The sequence below is a fragment of the Microbacterium sp. zg-Y818 genome (assembly GCF_030246905.1).
Classification (GTDB): Bacteria; Actinomycetota; Actinomycetes; order Actinomycetales; family Microbacteriaceae; genus Microbacterium.
Genome location: NZ_CP126741.1, coordinates 2,033,479 through 2,053,995 on the forward strand (window position 1 = coordinate 2,033,479; position 20,517 = coordinate 2,053,995).

The window sequence follows — 20,517 nt, forward strand, 5'->3', positions numbered from 1 at the left end:
GTCGTGGTGATGGTCGTTCAGACGCTCACCGCGTCGCGCAGCACGACGGCGAGCTTGTGGGATGTGTCGACGAGCAGACGCGGATCCACGCGGACGTCACCGGCGAGCGCTCGACGTACGGCCGCGAAATCCGCCGGTGAGTTGACGCAGTCGGCGGCGATGAGTCGCCCCTGCCGCAGGTAGAGGAATGACACGCGGTCCGTCGCGGGGTCACCGCGCACGATGACCTGATCGTGGCCGCTGGACAGGCCCGCGATCTGCAGTTTGAGGTCACCCTGATCCGACCAGAACCAGGGGACGCTGCGGTACGGCACGGGGGTGCCGAGGATCGTCCGGGCGGCATGGTTCGCCTGCTCGACCGCGTTGTTCACGCTCTCGAGGCGCACCCGCGTGAGGGCCGGATCAACGGGATAGGGGCTGGGCAGGTTCGCGCAATCGCCGATGGCGATCGTCCAGCCGTCGGAGGCGAGCGAGTGGTCGTCGACGACGATGCCGTTGTCGATGAGCAGGCCGAGCTGCTCGGCGAGTTCCACCCGGGGCGCGACGCCGACACCGAGGGCGACGAGTTGTGCCGGGACGAACGACCCGTCGGCCATCTCGACACCGGCGACCTCCCCGTCCTCGCAGGTGCGGATGCCGGTGATGCGTGCACTCAGCACCACGTCGATGCCGCGGCGCCGGGTGGCGTCGAGGTAGTAGGCGCTCGTCTCGGCACCGACCGCGCGGCCCATCAATTGCGGGGCGGCCTCGAGCACGGTCACGCGGCGCCCGAGTTTGCGCGCGCTGGCGGCGACCTCCAGCCCGATGAAGCCGCCGCCGATCACGACGACGTCCTGGGCGACGGTGAGCCGCTCCCCCAGGCGCACCGAGTCGTCCGCATCGCGGAGAGTCACGACTCCGTCGGCATCGGCTCCGGGGATCGGGAGTCGGCGCGGCGATGCCCCCACGGCGAGGACCAGGCGATCACAGGTGATCGTCCGCCCCGATGCGGTCTGCGCGACCCCGCCGATCGCCGTGCGGCGGACCGCCAAGACAGGTTCGCCGGGGAGGACTCGGATGTCGCTCTCCGAGAAGAACTCGGAGGATCTGAATTCGAGTCCGCCGAACGTCTCGTCCCCGAGCAGATAGCTCTTCGACAGCGGCGGACGGCTGTAAGGCAGATGCGGTTCATCCCCCACGATGGTGATCGGCTGGGAGTACTCCGCCTCACGCAGTGTCGTCGCCAGTTGGACGGCGGCTTGGCCGCCGCCCACGATCAGCACCCCCGTGTCGAAGTCGGCGTCCACGTCATGCGCCATGCTGCGCCTCCATCAGTTCGGTCTTCAGCACGCGCCTCAGCAGCTTGCCCGTCTCGTTGTACGGGAGCGCCTCGCGGAACAGCACGCGCTCGGGGACCCGCGTGCTGCGCAGCTGCGCACCCACCCAGCTCTTGAGCTCCGCCTCGGTGACGGAGTACCCGGGCGCGGCCACGACCGCGGCGACCGCGATCTCACCCCACTGGTCGTCCTGCACACCTACCACGGCCGCCTCCGCCACTGCGGCGTGCGCGGTGAGCACCTCCTCGATCTCTCCCGGCGACAGGTTCTCCCCGCCGCGCACGATCACGTCGTCGAGGCGCCCGTCCACGAACACATAGCCGTCCGCGTCGATCCACCCGGCGTCGTTGGTGTGGAACCAGCCGTCCTCATCGGTCACGGAGGAGTGCGAGTACTCTCCGGAGACCTGGGGTCCGCGCACCCACAGTTCGCCGCGCTCGTCCGGCCCGAGGACGCGACCGGCAGGGTCGCAGGCGATGAGCTCGACGGACGGCAACGCGCGCCCGACCGAACCGAGGCGTCGGCGCACGGCGGGGTCGTCCGACGCGATCGCCTGCCGATGGTCCTCGGGACCGAGCACCGCGATCGACGAAGTCGTCTCGGTGAGTCCGTAGCCGTTGACGAAGTCGACGTGCGGCAGCAGGTCCAGCGCGGGCGCGACGACGCTCAGCGGCATCCTCCCCCCGCCGTACGAGAGGTTGCGCAGGTCCGGCAGGGTCTGGCCGGTCTGCGCGAGCACCTCGACGATGCGCGCGAGCATGGTGGGCACGACCATCGCATGGGTGATCCGCTGCTCCCGGGCGACGCGCACCCACTCGGCTGCGTCGAAGTTCGGAAGGTAGACGATGCGGCGGCCGCTGTAGAGCGCGGTGAGCATGCCCGCCACACCCGCGATGTGGTAGGGCGGCACGGCCACCAGTTGCGCCTCGTCGGGAGGCGAGGAGAGGAAGTCGACCGACGACAGCACGTAGGAGGTCAGGTGGCGATGCCGGAGGATGGCGACCTTGGGCTTGCCGGTCGTGCCGCTGGTGTGCAGGAGCACGGCGGGGGCTTCGTCGTCGTCCGGCGCAGCGGCGTCGAACGATGCGCTGTCGTGGATGGCGGCACGGAACCCCCGAGCGTCGACCGGAACGATCTCCCGCCCGGCCACGTCGGCCCCGAGGGCGAGGACGCTTGCCTCGGCCACCAGCAGAGCGGGGCTCTGGTCTCGCAGGATATCGCCCAGGGGGCCGGTGGCGAGCCGGTAGCTCACCGGCACGAACGGGGTACCGGCCAGCGCCGCGCCGAAGAGCGCGATCGGGTATGCCTCCGACGCGACGGTGACGTACACGAGGGGAAGCGCACCCTCCGCGTGGAGGCGTCCGGCCGCTCGGCGCGCCTCATCGCGAAGGGCCGCATAGGTCAGTCCCACGGTGCGGTCCCCCACGATCACGCGTTCGGGGTCGGTGTCCGCGAGCATGTCCAGCAGCATGAACACGTTCATCCGCATCTCCTTCTCGACCGTGAGCGGGGGGGGTGATCGACCCGCGCCGTCGTCGGGTCCATCAAACAATATCATTTATCGAATATCGCCACTAAGCGATTTCCGCATCTCCTCCAGGGGCGCGTCGACGCCGTTGATCATCACGCGGTGCGGAGACAGCGGCGATCGATCGACGCGAACGGTCCGCTCGAGGTCGTCGTCGACCACGATCAGATCGGCTGCGTCGCCGACCCTCGGTACGACGCCCAGTGCGCACACCGCCTCATTCCAGGAGAGACGCTGCGCCGGGATGACCGTCGCCCCGGACGCGCTGCGCCGATCCACCGCACTTCTCAGCCACCGAGCGGGATCGAGCGGCCCGTACGGCGCGTCGCTGGAGAACCGCGAACGGACGCCGGCGTCGCGCAGCTCGCGCAACGGGTACAGCGACGGCTGATCGACGGGGTCGACGTCGCGCAGGTAGCCGTCACCGCGTGCGGACAGGAACCCCGGCTGCGTGACCACCTCGATCCGCATCGTCGCCAGTCGGGCGATCACGCTCGGCGGCAGAACCGATCCGTGCTCGATGCGGTCCCCTCGACGCGTGCCCGCCAGTTCCCAGGCCAGCACCAGCAGGTGCGCACTGGCGGCCGTGACGCAGTGCACCGCGACCGGGCGGCCCGCGTCATGGATGCGGGCGATGTCGCCCGCGAGCGTGTCCAGCTCAGGGAGTGCGGCCTCGTCGAGCACGATCTTGAACGCCCCGACCTGCACACGGGGCTCCTCCACTCTCCAGCCGAGGGGCGCGCCGAGGAGCGTGACACGCTGCGGCAGATCGCCTCGGCGAACCGCGTCCGTCAGCAGCGCCAGCGACGACGCATCCAGGTCGGGGGTCGCGTCCGTGACGGATGTGACACCGTGACGGAGCAGTCGCGCGCCGACGGCCGCGAGGTCCGGTGCACGCCGAGGCATTCGCTCGCCGAGCCACGCGTCCGCCCGCCAGATCCGCCCGGTGGGCTCACCGCGGGCATCACGTTCGATCCCCTCGTGATCGAGCGGCCCGAGGCGTCCCAGCGCCGCGCTGTTGAGCATCCACACCATCCCGGTGCGGTGCTGCACGCGCACCGGAACGTCGGGGCGCAGCGCGTCCAGCGCACGCGCGTCCAGATCGCCCGTGAAGGATTCGTGCGCTCCGGTCACTCGGAGCCACCCGTCCGCGCCGACCGCGTGCGCCCGAACCGCATCGCGCCACTGTGCTCGGGACATGTCCGCGGGGCAGACCAGCGATGCCGCCGCCGCGGCCATGGCGAACAGATGAAGGTGCCGATCGTGGATCCCGGCCAGCACACGCTGCCGGCCTGCGGCATCGGAAGCGCCTCGGCCGCGGTCGGGGCGCGCGGGCGAGACGCGGACGATGCGGCCGTCCCGGATGTCGGCATCGACGGGCTGCTGCGAGAACGGACCCCACATCACGCCGAGAAGCCGGGCGTCACCGCCGCCCACCGTCACCGCGCCGCCTCCGCAGAGGGCTGCCTGGTGGGGCCGCGGAACGCATCCGATCCGAGCGTCGCCGCCACGATCGCGGTCATCGAGCAGTCCCACAGGACACCGCCGTCCGTGGCCGATGCCGCCAATGCGGCGGCGGTGAGCCCGGTGAGCGGGTCGGCGATCGCATCTCCGACGAACACGGGGCCGCCGGCGTCATCGGTGGCGAGCAGCCCCGCGGCGGCCGCGACATCGTCACCGAATCCCACCCGGGCACTCCCCCGCCCCGCCGCGGTGATCGACACCCACGTCCCGCCGCGCTGCGCGTGGGCCTCGGCATCGAGGCCCCACGCCCGCAGGGCACGTGGACGCGACGCTTCGATGACGATGTCGGCAGCCCCGACGAGGTCACGCAGCATCGCCCGGTCGCTCGTGGCATCCGGGTCGACGACGCGCAGGTCATGCCCCGCGTGCAGTTCGGCATGCAATCGCGGATCGCCCCGGCGCGATCCGTCCGGACGCGTGGCCGACTCGATCGTGGTGACCTGGGCACCCGCTCTGCCCAGCAGCCACGCGGCCAGTGGCCCCGCCCACATGGCGCTGAAGTCGACGACGCGCAACCCCGCGACCGGCCTCGCCACCCGTCCCCGCACTTCGGCCGGCACCCCCCGGAGCGCGGAGGGCTCCGCAGCGTCCTGCCACGGGGCGGGGCGCACCGGAGCGCCGGTGATGCCCAGCGTTTCGAACACCTCGGAGATCTCGTCGGCATCCCGTTGCGCAGCCCACGTCGCGATCGCATCCCAGGGCACGACGGGTTCCGCGATGGTGGTGCCGACGGCGGCGGCGAGCAGCCAGGCGTCGTCCTCGCGGGCGGCGCTCACCACGATCCATCCGTCTCGATGGGGAATCAGCCGGCTGCTCCCGCCCGCCGACGTCCGCCCCGCCCGTCGGAGCGCGCGATGGCGACTGCGTTGGCCGAACAGGCGTGCACCCTCGGATGCGACGGCCACGCCGCCGAGGGCCGCCGATTCGGCGACGCGCCGGGCCAGCTCATCCGCCACAATGGGCGCGGTGCCCGGCGGCAGCAAAGCCGGCCCGTCGGCGTGGCCGGTGAGATGGGCGACACCGGTGCTCGCCCACGCCGTGGCAAGGTCGACGAAGCGGCCCTCGATCTCGTGCGCACCGGCCTCGGCGGGGCCGGCGGCCTCCGTCGACATGCCTACCATCGTAGACACCGGCCTTCAACAAGAGGAGCAACATGTCGCCCACCGTGCAGGAGGCCGCCGATGTGCTGGCGGACCGGCTGGTTCCGGCGGCGCCGCTCGCCTTCCCGGCGACCGCGATGTGGATCGACGATGACACCGAAGTCCCCGCCGCCGCGGCATCCCTGCGCGCACGCCGGCGCATCGTCATCGGCGTCTTGCGGGGATCGACCTCCCCGGCCGCCGACGTCGTCGCGGCGTGCGACCTCATCCTCGCGGGCGAGGACGGACACCCGTCGTCGGTCCCCGCGAGCGACCTCTCGGCCGAAGTGGATCGCGTGTTCACCGCCATCGGCCGCAATCCGTACGCGGCGGTGGTGCTGGCCGATGTGCTGCGGGCGGCCGAGTCGGCTCCGGTGATCGACGCCCTCCACGTGGAGTCGCTCGCCTACTCGGCGCTGCTCGCGGGATCCGAGTTCCGCGCCTGGCTCGACGCCCGCGCTGCACGCACCGCGGTCGTCCCCGACCGCGCGCCCGTGCGCGTCGAACGCAGCGCCGCGGATCTGCATCTCGTGTTCGACCATCCCGAGCGCCGCAACGCCTACTCGGCGGCGATGCGCGACGCGCTCGTGGACGCCCTGAGTCTCGCCGAGGCCGATGACACGATCACTCGCGTCCTGATCTCCGGCGAAGGACCGTCGTTCTGCGCGGGCGGGGATCTCACCGAGTTCGGGACGAATCCCGACGGCGCCCAGAGCCACCTGCTGCGCACCCGCGGCGGCGCCGGGGCGCTCATGCACCGGCTGGCAGCGCAGGTCCAGGTCACGGTGCACGGCTCCTGCATCGGCGCAGGCATCGAGTTGCCCGCCTTCGCCTCGACGCTGCGCGTGCGCGGCGAGGCCACGTTCCGTCTGCCCGAGGTGCACATGGGCCTCATCCCCGGCGCCGGCGGAACCGTCAGCATCCCGCGCCGCATCGGACGCCACCGCGCCTACTGGCTCGCGGTGACGGGGGCCGCGATCAACGCCTCGACGGCGCTGGAGTGGGGCCTGGTCGACGCCGTCGACCCCGAGGGATAGGACCTGCACGGCCTGTCAGCCCTGTCGTACCCGTGCGTCGCGCAGACCTGCGGAGAGGGAGACCTCTGTCATGCGGGTGCGGCGACCCCCGCGAGATGACGCGCAGCGCGGTAACCCCACACCATGCCGGTGCCGATGGGCGCGCCAGGGCCGGGATAGATCGCCCCTGTGACGTTCGCGGCGGTGTTGCCCGCGGCGTAGAGGCCGGCGATCGGCGTGCCGTCGGCGCGCACGACGCGAGCATCCTCGTCGATCCGCAGCCCGCCCTTGGTGCCGAGGTCGCCCAGCACGATCTGCACGGCGTACAGCGGGGGCTGATCCAGCGGATGCAGCGCACGGGCGCGGTCGAAGCGCACGAAGAAGAGATCGTACGGATCCTCGGCGCGGTGGAACTCGGTGTCGACGCCGGCGGCCGCGTCCGCGTCATAGCGCTCGAGGGTCGCGACGAGCGCGTCAGCCGGCACCCCGATGAGCTCGGCCAATTCCGCCGCGGAATCCGCGCTCACCCACAGGCCTGCTTCCCGGAACGCCTGCTCGTCGGGCGACGGCTGCATGAACGACGGCGGGATCTGGTGACGGGAGTCCAGGATCCACCACACCCGCTGATACCCGCCCCGTTCCTCGTAGTACGCCTTGAGCGCATGGCCCATCCGGTCGTACGGCTGCAGCTCGTTCGCGAATCGCTTGCCGTCGGGGCCGACGAAAATGCCGTCTTGCAGGCCGACGGCGAAGGCGGAGTGCCCGTTCGGGAAGAGCACCGCCGGCATCCACCAGGCCTCGTCGAGCAGGTCGCTATCCGCGCCCAGGTCCATGCCCGCGGTGATCATCTCACCGGTGTTGACCCCGACCGGCCCGGCCGTCCAGTCGCTGCCGGGGATGTCGTGGCGCTCTCGTCGGGCATCGGCATCGGCCTCGAATCCGCCGGCCGCGAGGATGACACCGCGTCGAGCACGGATGCGGCGGGCGCCTTCCGGCGAATCGACGACCACACCCGTGACCTCACCGTCTGCCTCGATGATGCCGGTGACGGGCGAGGTGCGGCGCAGGTCGACGGTGTCGAGGTCGGCGAGGGCGCGCAGGAAGCGTCCGATGAGCGCCTGGCCGCCGACGAGGGTGGTGGCCGGGTGACCGTCCAGGATGCCGAAGGTGTCCACGGCGACGGTGGCGCGCAGGTGGTCGACGGCCTCCCCCAGGTCTGCACGCTCCACAGGTGCCGGGAAGAGGCCGCGGCCGAGATCGAATCGGCCGCGCCCCGGGAAGTAGTCGGGGAACGGTGTGTGGATGAACCTCAGCCACTGGCTCGTGTCGGTGAGGAATCGCACGAGCTCGGGCCCGGTCTCCACGTACGTGCGCTGCAGATGCTCCGGTGTACGCCCGTCCACCAGCACCGTGAGGTACTCAAGCCCCAGCTCGACGGAGTCTTCGACGCCCGCCTCGCGGACGATGTGGTTGCCCGGCAGCCAGATCCCGGCCCCGGAGTACGCCGTGGTGCCGCCGAAGGCCGCGCTCTTCTCGAGGACGACCACGTCGAGCCCGGACCGCCCCGCCGTGTACGCCGCGCTCAGCCCGGCTGCGCCGGATCCGACGACGACGACATCGGCTTCGTCATCCCACTCGTGTGACGTCATTGCGCTCCCTCGTCCTGCTCGTTCTGCTCGTTCTGCTCGTTCTCTACAATGCGGAGGTCCTCGTTCGACCACACGGCACGCATCGAGGTGATCCTGCCTTCGGCGTCGAAGGTCATCACGTCGACGGGTGAGGTCGTGATGCACCGTCCCGGCACGAGGACATCGACGTCGAACCCGAAGACCGCCATGTCACCGGCGGCATGGAAATCACGCAGGTGCGTGCGTCTGGTCAACACGGCCAGTGGCCGATAGAAGTCCGTGATCGCCGCGCGCCCCACATGGGGCGACGAGCCTGCCGGGTCCTCGACGGTGGCGTCGGGGGCATAGAGGTCGGCGATCTGATCGGGCGTCCCGTCGGCGACGGCCGCGAGGTATCGCTCGACGACGTCGCGCATCTGCGCCCGGGTGGGAAAGGTGGTGTCGGTCATGGGCTCGGTCGCCGGCATGCCGAACGCGTGGGAGCGCTGGCCCGGGATACCCCGCGGTCAGCGCTCCCGTGCGTTCACAGCGCGGCGAGTCGCTCCTGCAGCCCGGTGATCTGCTCATCGCTGAGCTGGCCACCGGAGAGCTTGATGATCTGCAGGACGGGCATACCCATCGCCATCTTGATCATCGGGTGCTTGCGCAGATCGGGAACGACCTCGTCGAAGATCGCCTCCGCTTCGGGGTCCTTCAGGATGTCGCCGAGCTTGGTTTTGGCGAGGTCGTACTTTCCGGCCATGTCTGGTCCTGCCTTCACATCGTCGTTGATGCGCCCCTGCGGATGCAGGGACGTTGTGCCGGGCCTCCGCGGCCCGACGGTCTTGCATCGCAACGGGTGTTGCGATTCACTCCGGAGTTCCGGAAGTCAGAGCTGGGTCGGCGGGATCGTGACGCGGATGGTCTGACCCTCGCCGACCTTCACCTGGCAGGACAGGCGCGAGCAGTCCAGGCGATCCGCCGCTGTGGTGTCGAGCATGTCGTCCTCGAAGTCGGCGAGCGGACCGCAATCCGCGAGATCCGTTTCATCGACGTAGACGTGACACGTCGCGCACGACAGCGTGCCCCCGCACTGAGCGAGGATGCCGCGGACGCCGTTCTTCGTCGCCAGCTGCATCACCGACTGACCCGCCTCGGCCTCCAGCTCGCGCACCGTGCCGTCCGGCTGCGTGTAGACGACGCTTCCCATTGGTTTCCCTTCCGCGGCCCTACCAGGCCACGGGGAGGTCCGTGACCGGAATGGTGAGCACATGCATGTTGCGCACGATCTCGCCGTTCAGCCGGAGTGTCGGCAGACGACGGAACAGTTCCGCGATGCCGACCTGCATCTCCATGCGCGCCAGGGGTGCCCCGAGGCAGCTGTGGATGCCGTAGCTGAGCATCATCTGCGGGCTGTCCTCTCGCAGAATATCAAATATCTGCGAATCCTTGAACGCCGCCGGGTCGTGGTTGACGCTGGCCGGGTCGACGTAGACCGCCTCCCCCGCCTTCACCAGCACCCCGTCGAGGTCGACGTCCTCGGTCGCCACCATGGCCACCGTGCCCATTCCTCCGGCCATCGGGGAGCCGACCTCGAACATCGCGTGCCGCAGGATCTCCTCGACCGCCGGGGCGATGCGGCCGTCGAGGTCTTCGAGGAGCCGCTCACGCTGGTCACCGTTGCGCAGCAGCGCCGACACACCGGCGGCCAGGAAGCCGGCCGTGTTGTCGAAGCCCGCCACCAGGAGGATCATCGCGATCGGCATGATCTCGGCATCCGTCAGGGTGTCGTCCTTGTCCCGCGCGTTGGCCAGCGAGGACAGCAGATCCTCACGGGGATCCTCCCGGCGAGCCGCGATCAGGTCGAGAAGATAGCTGTACAGCTCCATCCCCGTCGCCAGAACCTCGTCCTCGGGCGTGTCCAGCGAGAGGACCGTGGTCGCCCAGAGGATGAACTTCGGCTGGTCCTCCACGGGAACGCCGATGAACTCGCTGAGCACGCGGATGGGCAGCGGGGTCGCATAGTCTTCGGCGAGGTTCGCGGTGTCGCCCTTGGCGATCATGTCGTCGATGAGCTCGTTCGCAATCTCGGCGGTGCGCTCGCGCAGCGCTTGCACGCGCCGCGGCGAGATGGCCACCTGGACGAGGCGGCGTAGCTTCTTGTGCTCATCGCCGTCCGCGAACTGGAGCGTGTCGAGCAGGAACTCCGGGAACTCGAACGCCGCCGGCACGGTCCGCTCGCGCCGGGCGAAGGGACCGCGCACGAATCGCGGATCGGTGAGCACCTGCTGCGCGACGCCGTAGCGGTGGATCGCCCATGCTTCGTCGCCGTACTGCATGGCCACGCGCGTGAGCGGACGGTCGACGGCGATGCGCTGCTGGTGGGCGACGGCCTCCGGCGCGGGTCGGAGATCGAACGGGTACTCGGTCAGGCTGTCAGACATCGGTGTCCTCCGGTCGGGTGCGGATGAGGGTGAGGCTGCGCCGACGGTCACTCGGGCAGCTCGACCAACTGCGGGAAGTTCAGATCGAGGTCCATGATCTGGTCGATCTGCGCAGCGATGTCCTCGACCGTCTGGTCCTGCTGCACAATGCCCATCGCCTGTGTGAACACCTGGCGGGCAACCGAACCGCCCGCGGTGAAGACGATCTCACCGGTGATCCCCTGCGCGTCGGGGTGGGCGAGGTAGGCCACCGCGGGCGAGATCTGCTCCGGCAGCACGGCCTCCTTCATCCACTGGATGACGTCCTCGGGGATCGATCCGCTGGTCGCATCGAGCATGCGGGTGGCGGCGCCGGGTGAGATCGCATTCGACGTGATGCCGTGAGGCGCCCCCTCGATGGCGAGCGTCCGCGTCAGCGACACCAGCGCACCCTTGGAACCGCCGTAGGCCAGCAGCCCCGATACGCCGAGGAACGCGGGCGAGATCGTGTTGATGACGCGCCCGGAGCCCGACTTCTTGAGGTGCTCCCAGGCCGCCTGCGTGACGAGGAAGGGGCCGAAGTAGTGGACGTCGAGGTACTTCTGCAGATCAGCGGTCGTCGTCTCCTCGAAGGATGCCTGCGCGACGATGCCGGCGTTGTTGATGACGACGTCGACACCACCGAAGGCCTCCACTGCGGCATGGACGATCGCCTGCGCGCCCTCCGCTGTCGTGACGTCGGCACGGACGGCGACAGCCGAGCCCCCGGCATCCGTGATCTCCTTCGCGACATCCGTGGCGGGGTCATCGCCCGCCACGCCGCCGTCGATTCCGGACCCCAGGTCCGCGACGACGACGTTGGCTCCTCGGGATGCGAACAGGAGGGCGTGTGCGCGGCCGATGCCGCGGCCGGCGCCGGTGATGATGATGTTCCGGCCGGTGAAGTCGAGCTCGGTCATGGTTGTTCCCACACTCTCGGGTCAGTTGATGGTCGGGTGGGGCTCACGGCAGGGCCGTGCCGGCGCCGACCGGAACCTGGACGGTCCAGATCGTGCCCTCGGCCTCTGCGACGGACTTCTCACCGTCCATCACCTCCTGGCCGGCCGTGATGTACAGGGTGCGACGGTCCGGACCACCCAGCGCGCAGGCGACCCCGATGCCGTCCTCCCATGGCAGCCGCACGACGTAGTCCATGACGCCCGCGGCCGTGATGTGCACGATGTGCTCGGAGCCCGGCAGTCCGTACCAGACGCCGCCCAGCTCGTCGACGGCGATGCCGTCGGGACCGACGCCGGGAGAGATCGGCGGCGTGGCGGCGAGGACCCGTCGGTTGACGGCTTCTCCGGCGTCGTCGAGGTCGAATGCGGAGATCTTCACTCCGAAGTTCTCCGCGGTGATGACGGTCTTCCCATCCGCGGTGATGCCGATCCCGTTGGCTGCGCCGAAGTCGCCGGCCGATTCGAGGACGCGCGCCGATCCGTCCGGCTCGATGACGATGATCGGGGAGTCCTCAGGCAGCTCTCCGGCCCAGAGGTCGAAGCCCATCTGGGTGACGTAGGCGCGTCCCCGACCGTCGACGACCATGTCGTTGATCGGGCTGCGGGCGATCTCGCGCAGGTCCGCGTAGACATCGAGCGATTCGCCGTCCCACACGAGCACGACCTTCTCGTCCATCGAGTTGATCAGCAGGCGACCGTCCGGCAGCCAGCCGGTGCCGATGGTCACGAGTCTCACGCCGTCGAGCGTCTCGCGGGTGGTGGCGTCCACGACCGTCTCGATCGATCCGTCGTCGCCGATGCGGACGACGCGGCCGGCGTACATGTCGGAAACGTGAAGCGCGCCGTCGTGCCAGCGGGGGGCTTCGGGCCAGCTGAGGCCCCCGGAAACGAGCTGTGTCGCGGGCAGAACCTCAGCCCCGTCGAACGGTCCATCGGCCATCTGGCTATTCCTCCTTGAATAGTCGAACTTGCTTCTCGCAACGAGCGTTTAGCAACGGTCGTTGCGACTGTAGGACCGCTAGGCCCCGGTGTCAAGCAATGAGATACGGCGCGGGCGCGCAACGGGGTCCGGGGACGCCGTGTATTGTTCCTCGTGCCCGATGACCGCCGAGGGGGATGTGTGGCCCGCACACCGAGACCTGCCACGCTTGAGCAGGCGCGTGCGGTCGTCGACGCGGCCGCGCGATTGTTCGCACAGCGCGGCTACCACGGCACGTCGATGCGGAACATCGCAGAGGAATTCTCGCTGAATCCGGGCAGCCTCTACCTGTACATCCGCTCGAAGGAGCAGCTTCTCCAGTCGATCTGCGAGTTCGTCCTGGACCTGCTCGAACGCAACCTCGACGATGTCGAATCGCTGGGAACCGACAGCCTGACGGCGTTGCGCCTTATCGCCCGTGGGGAGTTGGGCGTCCACGTCGAGCACCGCGACTGGTACCTGGTCTACGAGACGGAGTACCGCCACCTCACCGGCGACGCGCTGGAACGTGTGCTGCGGGGTCGGCGCGCGCTGGACGAGCGACTGCAGAAGATCCTGCGCGACGGAGAAGCCCAGGGCGTGCTGCGCCCGCTCGCCCCGCAGCCGATCGCGAGTGCGGCGTTCAGCGAGAACCTGCACCGCGTGTACGAACGCGTCGGGTCGACCGGGGGCATCTCGGTCGCCCAGTTCGCGGACACCTACACCGACGTGGTGCTGGACGGCTGGCGGCCGAGGGCGGCCGACGCCCAGTGAGTGTGCGCCCCCCAGTCCTCGGACACTAGGTTCTCCCGCGCGCGGCCCGCGAGCTCGTCGACAGGTTGTAGGGGACCACCCACCATCGCAGCGACCGACCGGATCGTGAACCCGGACAGCGGTCTGAGTGCGTCCAGCGACAGCCCTGCCGTCGCGAGCGCGGCGGCCAGAGTCGCTCTCCCCTGCGGCTCGATCAACCAGTCTCGCACCGTCATGTCGGCGGTGAGCCCCTGGGCCCCCTGGTCGTTCGCGAGCGCGTCGTCCATCACCCAGCTCCTCTCGGATGCCGTCCCCAGCGGACGCTCCGGTCTTCTTCGACCTCTCAGCCGCACCCGCGGGCGGGCTGATGCGGGACATGCTACCCCGCACCAGCACCCCTTGGCGCGTTTTCACGTCGAGCCCCGGTCGTTTCTATCCGGCGACGGGCTCGAGGCGGCTCTGCGCGAGGTTCGCCGCGATCTCGATCAGCTGATCCTCCTGGCCGCCCACCAGTCGGCGTCGACCTGCCTCACGGAGCACAAGTGCCCCCGGCACCCCGTAGCGCGCCGCCTGGCGCTCGGCATGCTTGAGGAAGCTCGAGTACACCCCGGCGTACCCCATCGTGAGCGCGAGGCGGTCCAGGCGGCAGTCCTCGTCCATGATCGGCCGGACGACGTCCTCAGCCACGTCCATCATCGCGATCGGGTCGACACCCGTTCGGTAGCCCAGCCGTTCCGCGACGATCGCGAGCGCCTCCGTGGGCGTGTTCCCCGCGCCTGCGCCCAACCGTCGGGTGCACGCGTCGATCTGCACCGCGCCGGACCGGATTGCGATCACCGAGTTCGCCACCGCGAGGGCGAGGTTCTCGTGCCCATGGAAGCCGACCTGAGCGTCGCCGCCCAACTCCGCGACGAGAGCGCCGACCCGGTCCCCCACTTCATCGAGCACGAGCGCTCCGGCGGAATCGACGACATAGACGCACTGACATCCGGCATCCGCCATGATCCGCGCCTGCGCCGCGAGCACCTCGGGCGTGACACTGTGGGACATCATCAGGAACCCGACCGTCTCAAGTCCCAGGCTGCGAGCCATGCCGAAGTGCTGGATCGACACGTCGGCCTCCGTCGCGTGGGTCGCGATGCGGCAGACCCCGGCCCCACGATCCGCGGCGGCCTGGATGTGATCCTTCGTTCCCAGCCCGGGGAGCATGAGGAAGGCGATCTTCGCCTGCTGCGCGGTGTCGACGGCGACGCCGATGAGGTCCAGATCCAGTTCCGCGCCGAAGCCGTAGTTGAAAGAGGATCCGCCCAGCCCGTCGCCATGGCTGACCTCGATGACGGGGACGCCGGCGGCATCGAGGCCGGCGACGACGTCACGCACATGATCCGCCGTGAAGCGGTGCCGCATCGCGTGCGATCCGTCGCGCAGGGTCGAGTCGGTGATCCGGAAGTCGAGGTCGTCGTTGAAGGGCATGGTCACTCCGTTCCCGTGGCGCCCGACGCGGCGAGCAGGCGACGGGCGATCGCCTCGCCCGCACTCGTGGCGGCGGCTGTCATGATGTCGAGGTTTCCCGCGTACGGCGGGAGGAAGTCGCCGGCTCCGGTGACCTCCAGGAACACGGCGACCCGAGCGGGCGAACCCGTCTCCGCGTCCGCCTCGAAGAACTGCGGATCGGCACGCAGCCGGTACCCCGGGACGTAGCGGGCGACCTCGTCCACGCGCGCACGGATCGCCGCATCGATGGCCGATGCGTCCGCGCCGTCGGGAATCTGGCAGAAGACCGTGTCCTGCATGAGCATGGGCGGTTCGGCCGGATTCAGGATGATGATGGCCTTGCCTCGACCGGCGCCTCCGATCGTCTCGATCCCCCGGGCGGTGGTGCGGGTGAACTCGTCGATGTTGGCGCGGGTGCCCGGCCCCGCGGAGGGGGAGGCCACACTCGCGACGATCTCCGCGTACGGCACGTCGACGACGTCGGACACCGCGGCGACGATGGGAATCGTCGCCTGGCCGCCGCAGGTGATGAGGCTGACGTTCTCCTCGAATGCGGTGTCACCCAGGTTGACGGCGGGGACGATGGCCGGGCCCAGCGCGGCGGGGGTGAGATCGACGGCGGGGATGCCCAGCTCCTTGTACTTCGGAGCGTTCTCGATGTGCGCGTACGCGGACGTCGCTTCGAAGACGATGCCGGGAAGCTCCTCCTGCGCCAGCAGCCAGTCCACACCCTCGTGGGATGCCGTGATGCCGTGGTCCCGCGCGCGACGGAGTCCTTCGCTGCCGGGGTCGACTCCGATCATCCACTTCAGCTCGATGATGTCCGAGCGCAGCAGCTTGTACATCAGGTCGGTTCCGATGTTGCCTGAGCCGACGATGGCGGCGGAGACCTTGTTCATTCCTGTCCTTTCGTCGGCCGCGGCCGAGTCATTCGAAGTCGACATCGACAGATCCGAGCCCGTCGAAGCGTGCGCTCACCCGATCGCCGGGACGCACGTCGACCGCGCGCGTGCACGAGCCCGACAGCACGAGGTGTCCCGCCTTCAGCGGCACCCCGAACTCGCCGAGCGCATTCGCGAGCCAGGCCACGGCTTCGGCGGGGTGCCCGAGCACGTCGGCCGTGGACCCTTCGGCCACGACAGCACCGTTGATGAGGAGCGATGCATCCCGCGGATCGCGGATCGCGTCGACCGGATACTCGTGCGCCCCCAGCAGCACGGCAGCCGATGAGGCGTTGTCGGCGATCGTGTCCATTAGACCGATGCGCCAGTCCCGGATGCGACTGTCGATCAGTTCGAGGCACGGCAGCACGTGCGTGGCCGCAGCCTCCACATCCTCACGTGTCACGCCGGGACCTCGGAGTTCGGAGCCGAGCACATAGGCGATCTCGACCTCCACGCGCGGCTGCACGAATCCGGCGAGCGGAACGGGGCGGGTGATGTCGAGGACCATCGTGTCGAGCAGATGCCCGAAATCGGGGACGTCGACCCCCATCATCTGCTGCATCGCCGCGGACGTGAGACCGATCTTGTGGCCCACGAGGCGGGCGCCGTCGTCCAGCTCCCGACGGATGTTGATTGACTGGATCTCGTAGGAATCAGCGACGTCGAGGGCGGGGTGCGTCTCGATCAGCGGCGGTACCGGCCGGACGGCCGTCCTCGCATCCCAGAGACGCCGGGCCAGGTCTTGTCGCGCAGAGACGTCGATCACGCGCTCATGCTGACACGGCGCATCCACGGTCTGCGCCGGGATATCCCGCTCACCGGGACTGCCCGGGGCGTGGTGCTGCGCGTGGCTCATGAGGAGGGCAGCGGTGCCCATTCGCTTCCCGTCACGCGACGGGAGATCTGGGTCGCGACGTACTGGACGTTTCTGCGCACCTGGGTGATGTCGACCTGCCGGGCCGGCCCCGACACCGATATGCCGGCGGCGACCATACCCACATCGAACACGGGCGCGGCGATGCACGTGAGGCCCGGCACCGCCTCACCGCGATCCATCGCGTAGCCCTGGTGACGGATACGAGCGAGCTCCGCCGCGAAGGCCTCCGGATCGACGATGGTGGCGCTGGTGCGGGGAGCGAGCCCGGCCCGCAGGAAATCCGCCACCACCCGCGATGACTCGTGCGCCAGCATCGCCTTGCCCACTCCGGTGCAGTGGGCCGGAAGACGGCCTCCCACCCGGGACGGCAGGCGTCCCGCCAGAGCACCGCCGACCTTCTCGAGATAGACCACGTCTTGGCCATCGAGCACCGCCAGGTGCACGACGAATCTTCCGGATTCGCTGAGCTGCTGCATGAACGGTCGCGCCGCGGCCACGATGTGGCTGCGATGCGCGACCAGTGACCCGAGCTCGAAGATCGCCAGGCCCAGACGATAGTCCGCGTCGACGCGTTCGAGCCAACGAGCGGCCGTGAGCTGCTGCAGGATCCGGTGCACCGAGGAACGCGGCAGGCCGGTGCGCGCCACGATGTCGGCGAGACTCTGGCTCTCCCGCGAGGCGAACGCGGAGAGGATCAGCGTCACGCGGTCGACCATCGCCGCAGGAGTCTCGGCCATCACTCCCCCGCCCGCCCAGTCGCCGGCATCCGACTGGGCGTCCCGTCAGCGCGCCGAGGCAGCACTGCGCCGCCCGAGGAACTCGCAGACCACTCCGGCGAAGGCGTCAGGACGTTCGAGCATCACCCAATGCCCGGTGTTCGCGATCACGTGGAGTTCCGACCGACGCAGCAGCCGCAAGGGCAGGAACGCGCTTTCGAGCGGCGTGACGCGATCGTCGCGTCCGTACACCAGCAGCACGTCGTTCCCGATCTCACCCAGGCGCGCCCACAGGGGCACCGTAGGCGCCCCCTTGGCCATCGATCGCATGGCGGCGGCGTAGAAGGACCGCGTGAAGGCCAGCGCCTCCGGAGTGCTCGCCATCTCCCATCGCGCTTGGACGCGCTCCTCCGTGACGAAGGACGGGTCTCCGACCATGGAGTGCATCCAGGCGATGAGACGCTCGCGCGTCGGTTGCGTGGTGAACTCCACCAGACGACGGATGCCCTCGGTCGGCTGCGGCCCGAACAGCGGGAAGGTCGCGCCTCCCGGCCCCATCGCGACGATGCGGTCGACCAGCTCCGGGTGTTCGAGCGTCAGACGGAAGGCGATCATGCCCCCGAGCGAGTTGCCCAGCACATGGACGCGATCGACCGACTCCGCCTCGAGCACCCGCCGGATGGCGGCGATGGCGGTGAGCGCGTAGTCGCCGTCGAGCTCGGGGATGTAGCTGCTGCCGTAGCCGGGCAGATCCGGCGCGATGATGCGGTGCTGCGCGCCGATCGTCTCGAGGAGCTCGCCGAAGTTCCCCCACGCGCTCACCCCTGGGCCGGATCCGTGCAGCAGGAGCAGCGCGGGCCCGTCACCGAACACGTGGTAGTGGATCGCCTCGTCACCCTCGAGCGAGCGGGAGGTCGCCTCGAAGGTCGCCGCGGCCCCGGTCATACAGGGATCACGCTGTCCGTCTTGGCGGAGGCGTCGAGCCCGGCGACATCCATCGTCTCGATGTACGTGCTCGTATCGGGATTGACGTCGGGGAAGTCGCCGTACCAGGTCATGCCGTAGCCGAAGTCCTGCTGCTCCCACACCTGCGTGGGGTGATCCGGGTCGAAGAACGGGTAGCCGCCCGAGTACAGCTCGACTCGGTAGTTCGAGCCAGGGTCACGGACGTACAGGTACATGGCCTGGCCGATGCCGTGCTTTCCCGGACCGGCATCGATCTGGATATCGAGGTCGCGCAGCTTGTCGACGGCCGTCAGCACATCGTGCAGGTTCTCGAGCGAGAAGGCCACGTGGTGGAACTGCGAGTTCTTGCCGTTCATCGAGGCGCCGATGGCGATGTCGTGCATCTTCGAGTTGACCGAGAGCCACGACACCATCGGCACCTCGGGCTCGCCCGGCAGCATCATCGCCTCACGGCGCTTCATCCCCAGCGCGCTGCGCAGCCACCCTTCCGCCTCCGCCATGTTCTCGGGGCTCGCCTGCACGTTGAGGTGGTCGATGCGCTGCACGCCGAGGCCGCGTCGTCGCGAACTGTTGCCGTGCAGCTTGGAGCGCATCCCCTCCGGCGCGACGGGCCGTTCGATGTCGTAGAAGAGCTCGAGCGGGTGCCCACCACCCGGCAGGAGGAACCGGATGGCCTCGCCCCGGCCGGTCTCAGTGCCGGCGGTGATGTGACGCACGTCGATCCCGTCCTCGACGAACTGGTCGTGGAAGAGCTCGACGTCCTGCGGTCTGCTCACCCGCAGACTCATCGCGTTGACCTTCGCCTCATCCTGGCGCGTCAGCACCAGCGAGTGGTGGACATGCTCCTGATACCCGCGGAGGTAGGCCACACCGTCCTCCTCGGCAGTGACCTCCATGCCGAAGATGTCGCGGAAGAACCACAACGACTTCTCCAGGTCGGGGGTGCCGATGTTGACACCGCCTGCGTGGGAGATCGTGGGGCCGGGATCGTAGATGGGACGGGGTGCCATGAACAGCTCTCCTTCGAGGTGGATGGATGTGGGGTCGGGCGACGGCTAGGCCATGACGAAAGCGCCGGCGGGAAGATCCGCACCACCCTCGAGGGTCGTCGACGCCGCGAACACCGTGCCGGGTGAGTGGATCGCGTGCTGCAGCCCGGTGTTGATATCGCGGAAGTACTGCTGCAACGGGTTCGATCGTCGGATCGAGTTGCCACCCGAGCGGGCGAAGATCTCGTTGGCTGCGCGCGCGGCCCGCCACGCACAGCTGACCTGGTTACGACGCGCGATCGTCCGGTCGGCGAGGGATACGTCCTGTCCGGACGCCACGAGGTCGTACATCTGCGTGACGGTTTCGATGAGGAGCGCTCGCGAAGCCGCGATCTCGGAGGCCGCGGAGGCGACCGCGTAGGTGGTGTGCGGCTCGTGGAGGTAGCCGGTGCCATCCCAGCCGTGGCGCGCCTTCTGCTGTTCGAGGAAGATCCGGAGCATTCCCTCCGCCATACCGATGACTGCCGAGGTGATGCCGATCGGGAAGATCGAGTAGAAGGGCAGGTTGTATAGCGGCTCCGGGCGGATGCCGGTGCTGCCTCCCAGGACATGTCCCCCGATGGTGCGGTACGTCGGCACGAAGACGCTCTCAGCGATCAGGTCCTTCGACCCGGTGCCGTTCAGGCCCATCACATCCCACGACTCGTCGTCGATCCGATAGTCACTGCGAGGCAGCACGATGTGCATCCCGCGCGGCGGCTGCACCGGCTTACCCTCCGCCGTCCCGACCATCACCCCGAGGAACGCCCATTGGCAGTGATCGGTGCCGCTCGAGAACGGCCAGCGTCCGGTGACGGTGTAGCCGGATCCGTCCTCGGCTGGAATGGCGAGCCCGCCAGGGGCATACGGCGAGGCGATCCAGGTGTCCTGGTCCTCTCCCCACACCTCGTCCTGGAGCCGCGCGTCCATGAGCGCCATCTCCCACGGATGCACCCCGACCACGCCGGTGATCCACCCCGCCGACGGCGAGTAGTTCGCCGTGGCCATGACGGCTTCGGCGAAGTCGGCGGGATGCACCTGAAGCCCACCACGCTCTTCCGGCTGCAGTAGTCGGATGGTCCCCGCGTCCCGGATGATCCGCACCGCTTCGTCGGAAAGTCGTCCGAGTCGGTTGCTCTCCTCGACCGTCGCAGCCAAAGCGGGCCCGGATTCGATGATCTTCTGCACGACAGTGTGCGTCATTGCCTGGTGTCCTTTCGCGGTGCGACG

The 20,517-nt window shown here is 69.3% G+C and carries 21 protein-coding genes; 2 read left to right on the forward strand and 19 right to left on the reverse strand.

Features of this window, described 5'->3' with window-relative positions; all coding sequences use genetic code 11:
* Window positions 1-17: 17 nt before the first annotated feature.
* The 4 genes from QNO21_RS09490 to QNO21_RS09505 all read right to left on the reverse strand — a co-directional run bounded on the left by QNO21_RS09490 (window position 18) and on the right by QNO21_RS09505 (window position 5,480).
* Window positions 18-1,298 (reverse strand): NAD(P)/FAD-dependent oxidoreductase, encoded by a 1,281-nt coding sequence (locus tag QNO21_RS09490; protein ID WP_257517717.1) that lies wholly within the window; start codon window positions 1,296-1,298, stop codon window positions 18-20.
* Complete coding sequence (locus tag QNO21_RS09495) at window positions 1,288-2,799, reverse strand: class I adenylate-forming enzyme family protein (RefSeq protein WP_257517718.1); 1,512 nt, start codon at window positions 2,797-2,799, stop codon at window positions 1,288-1,290. The genes QNO21_RS09490 and QNO21_RS09495 overlap by 11 nt, the downstream gene beginning before the upstream one ends.
* Before the next feature lie 75 nt (window positions 2,800-2,874).
* Window positions 2,875-4,287, reverse strand: a complete 1,413-nt coding sequence (locus QNO21_RS09500) for an amidohydrolase family protein (RefSeq protein WP_257517719.1) — start codon at window positions 4,285-4,287, stop codon at window positions 2,875-2,877.
* Window positions 4,284-5,480 carry a CoA transferase gene (locus tag QNO21_RS09505; RefSeq protein ID WP_257517720.1) on the reverse strand — a complete coding sequence of 399 codons (1,197 nt, stop codon included), beginning with the start codon at window positions 5,478-5,480 and terminating at the stop codon, window positions 4,284-4,286. The genes QNO21_RS09500 and QNO21_RS09505 overlap by 4 nt, the downstream gene beginning before the upstream one ends.
* A 41-nt stretch (window positions 5,481-5,521) precedes the next feature.
* On the opposite strand from QNO21_RS09505, the gene QNO21_RS09510 reads away from it, so the two are divergent.
* Window positions 5,522-6,544 (forward strand): enoyl-CoA hydratase/isomerase family protein, encoded by a 1,023-nt coding sequence (locus QNO21_RS09510; RefSeq protein WP_257517721.1) that lies wholly within the window; start codon window positions 5,522-5,524, stop codon window positions 6,542-6,544.
* Between the two features lie 68 nt (window positions 6,545-6,612).
* Here QNO21_RS09510 and QNO21_RS09515 read toward each other — a convergent pair whose 3' ends face one another.
* From QNO21_RS09515 to QNO21_RS09545, 7 genes are all read right to left on the reverse strand, one after another.
* Window positions 6,613-8,172, reverse strand: coding sequence for an FAD-dependent oxidoreductase (locus QNO21_RS09515; protein WP_257517722.1), 1,560 nt, complete (start codon window positions 8,170-8,172; stop codon window positions 6,613-6,615).
* Window positions 8,169-8,600 carry a nuclear transport factor 2 family protein gene (locus QNO21_RS09520; protein WP_257517723.1) on the reverse strand — a complete coding sequence of 144 codons (432 nt, stop codon included), beginning with the start codon at window positions 8,598-8,600 and terminating at the stop codon, window positions 8,169-8,171. Before QNO21_RS09520 ends, QNO21_RS09515 begins: the two co-directional genes overlap by 4 nt.
* A gap of 74 nt (window positions 8,601-8,674) precedes the next feature.
* Window positions 8,675-8,893, reverse strand: a complete 219-nt coding sequence (locus QNO21_RS09525; RefSeq protein ID WP_257517724.1) for a hypothetical protein — start codon at window positions 8,891-8,893, stop codon at window positions 8,675-8,677.
* Window positions 8,894-9,019: 126 nt separating this feature from the next.
* Window positions 9,020-9,340, reverse strand: coding sequence for a 2Fe-2S iron-sulfur cluster-binding protein (locus QNO21_RS09530; RefSeq protein ID WP_257517725.1), 321 nt, complete (start codon window positions 9,338-9,340; stop codon window positions 9,020-9,022).
* Window positions 9,341-9,359: 19 nt separating this feature from the next.
* Window positions 9,360-10,574, reverse strand: a complete 1,215-nt coding sequence (locus tag QNO21_RS09535) for a cytochrome P450 (RefSeq protein ID WP_257517726.1) — start codon at window positions 10,572-10,574, stop codon at window positions 9,360-9,362.
* A gap of 47 nt (window positions 10,575-10,621) precedes the next feature.
* Window positions 10,622-11,512: an SDR family NAD(P)-dependent oxidoreductase gene (locus QNO21_RS09540; RefSeq protein ID WP_257517727.1), complete on the reverse strand. Its 891-nt coding sequence runs from the start codon at window positions 11,510-11,512 to the stop codon at window positions 10,622-10,624.
* A gap of 43 nt (window positions 11,513-11,555) precedes the next feature.
* Window positions 11,556-12,491, reverse strand: a complete 936-nt coding sequence (locus QNO21_RS09545) for an SMP-30/gluconolactonase/LRE family protein (protein ID WP_257517728.1) — start codon at window positions 12,489-12,491, stop codon at window positions 11,556-11,558.
* A 180-nt stretch (window positions 12,492-12,671) separates the two neighbouring features.
* Here QNO21_RS09545 and QNO21_RS09550 point away from each other — a divergent pair, with 180 nt between their 5' ends.
* Window positions 12,672-13,283, forward strand: a complete 612-nt coding sequence (locus QNO21_RS09550; RefSeq protein ID WP_257517729.1) for a TetR/AcrR family transcriptional regulator — start codon at window positions 12,672-12,674, stop codon at window positions 13,281-13,283.
* Here QNO21_RS09550 and QNO21_RS09555 read toward each other — a convergent pair.
* The 8 genes from QNO21_RS09555 to QNO21_RS09590 all read right to left on the reverse strand — a co-directional run bounded on the left by QNO21_RS09555 (window position 13,229) and on the right by QNO21_RS09590 (window position 20,490).
* Window positions 13,229-13,549, reverse strand: coding sequence for a hypothetical protein (locus QNO21_RS09555; protein ID WP_257517730.1), 321 nt, complete (start codon window positions 13,547-13,549; stop codon window positions 13,229-13,231). The two genes, QNO21_RS09550 and QNO21_RS09555, sit on opposite strands and share 55 nt — an antisense overlap.
* 145 nt (window positions 13,550-13,694) lie before the next feature.
* Window positions 13,695-14,735, reverse strand: coding sequence for a 4-hydroxy-2-oxovalerate aldolase (gene dmpG, locus QNO21_RS09560; RefSeq protein ID WP_257517731.1), 1,041 nt, complete (start codon window positions 14,733-14,735; stop codon window positions 13,695-13,697).
* Window positions 14,736-14,737: 2 nt separating this feature from the next.
* Complete coding sequence (locus QNO21_RS09565) at window positions 14,738-15,700, reverse strand: acetaldehyde dehydrogenase (acetylating) (protein WP_257517732.1); 963 nt, start codon at window positions 15,698-15,700, stop codon at window positions 14,738-14,740.
* Window positions 15,684-16,466 (reverse strand): 2-keto-4-pentenoate hydratase, encoded by a 783-nt coding sequence (locus QNO21_RS09570; protein WP_257517733.1) that lies wholly within the window; start codon window positions 16,464-16,466, stop codon window positions 15,684-15,686. The genes QNO21_RS09565 and QNO21_RS09570 overlap by 17 nt, the downstream gene beginning before the upstream one ends.
* A gap of 86 nt (window positions 16,467-16,552) precedes the next feature.
* Window positions 16,553-17,293 carry an IclR family transcriptional regulator gene (locus tag QNO21_RS09575; protein WP_285178388.1) on the reverse strand — a complete coding sequence of 247 codons (741 nt, stop codon included), beginning with the start codon at window positions 17,291-17,293 and terminating at the stop codon, window positions 16,553-16,555.
* A gap of 66 nt (window positions 17,294-17,359) precedes the next feature.
* On the reverse strand, window positions 17,360-18,238 hold the full coding sequence (locus tag QNO21_RS09580) for an alpha/beta fold hydrolase (RefSeq protein WP_257517735.1): 879 nt from the start codon (window positions 18,236-18,238) through the stop codon (window positions 17,360-17,362).
* Complete coding sequence (locus tag QNO21_RS09585) at window positions 18,235-19,269, reverse strand: VOC family protein (RefSeq protein ID WP_257517736.1); 1,035 nt, start codon at window positions 19,267-19,269, stop codon at window positions 18,235-18,237. Before QNO21_RS09585 ends, QNO21_RS09580 begins: the two co-directional genes overlap by 4 nt.
* Before the next feature lie 45 nt (window positions 19,270-19,314).
* Window positions 19,315-20,490, reverse strand: a complete 1,176-nt coding sequence (locus QNO21_RS09590; RefSeq protein WP_257517737.1) for an acyl-CoA dehydrogenase family protein — start codon at window positions 20,488-20,490, stop codon at window positions 19,315-19,317.
* Window positions 20,491-20,517: the final 27 nt, after the last annotated feature.